Source organism: Paraburkholderia sp. UCT2, assembly GCF_014397665.1.
In the GTDB taxonomy this organism is placed as follows: Bacteria; Pseudomonadota; Gammaproteobacteria; order Burkholderiales; family Burkholderiaceae; genus Paraburkholderia; species Paraburkholderia tuberum.
The window spans coordinates 1-1,054 of the sequence record NZ_VZQO01000140.1; the positions used below are offsets into that span (position 1 = coordinate 1).

1 protein-coding gene is annotated in these 1,054 nt (G+C 61.9%); it reads right to left on the bottom strand.

Annotated features, from left to right (window positions below; translation table 11 throughout):
- The coding region (locus tag F6X39_RS36110; protein WP_187620153.1) for an IS110 family transposase at positions 1–926 on the bottom strand (926 nt) is incomplete at its 3' end.
- Between the last annotated feature and the right edge of the window lie 128 nt (positions 927–1,054).

Genomic DNA, 1,054 nt, shown 5'->3' on the forward strand with positions numbered 1-1,054 from the left:
CGACGCTGAATATCGGGGCTCACACGCGCAGGGTGGCGATAGCTCCATGCAGCTTCAACTAGCAGCTTTCTTGCATAACTGTTGCCGCTTTTAGTGATGCTGCCCTGACGACGCTTGCCGCCCGATGAGTGCTCGGACGGCGTCACCCCGAGCCACGCCATCAACTGGCGTGGGTGCACGAAGCGTGAGAGATCGCCCAGCTCGGCGAGCATGCCCACTGCCGTGGTGAACTGGACACCGCGCATTGCCTGCAGGCCCAGGACGGCGGGATAGAAGCGCCAGTTGACGACTGCCTCACGCAGCGCGGACTCCAGCCGGTCACATTGGGCGAGCCGGTCTTCGATCGCGCGACGTAGCTCTTCAAACGCAAACTGCTGCCACGCACTGTCGAAGCTGTGTGCGCTCAGCCAGCGTCGGTGCGCCGGCCCCCAGTCGGCAGAGCGGGTGTAGCGCACGCCGTGCGACAGCAGAAAGGCCTTTACCCTTTGCCGTGCACGCTTGAGGTCGTCCTTGGCAATCACCCATGCGCGGGCCAGATCCCGGAATGCTTCATCGTCGACGCTGGGGACGTATACGGCCGACAGGTCGCCGGCACGCAGCGATCGGACGAGCTTGACGGCATCACGTCTGTCAGTCTTGATGTGCTCACCTGGCTTGCGGGGAATCAGCGAGGGCGCGCAGACCATGCACTGGAATTCTTTCTGGACAAGCTGCCGGTAAAGCCCATATCCGCACGGACCGGCTTCGTAGACGATGCTGACGCATCGCGCTTTAGATTGCAGTCTCTTGCACAACCGTTCCACGTCGGCCTGCGTAGTACCGATCTTGCCGAGCAGTTCAACCTCGCCCGTACCAATGGCATAGGCGACCGTGATCGAATCCTTATGAACATCAAGACCCACGTAAAGAGTGCTATCGTGCTCCATGCTGGCCTCCGCGTCGGAAATCGCCGGGTGCGGCACGTCCGCACCGTGCGGCTCTGACAGCAATGCTAACCCGCGTTTGATTCCGTTGCGGCAGGCCAGCCTCTGTCCCGCAGGAAGTCATACTGCCT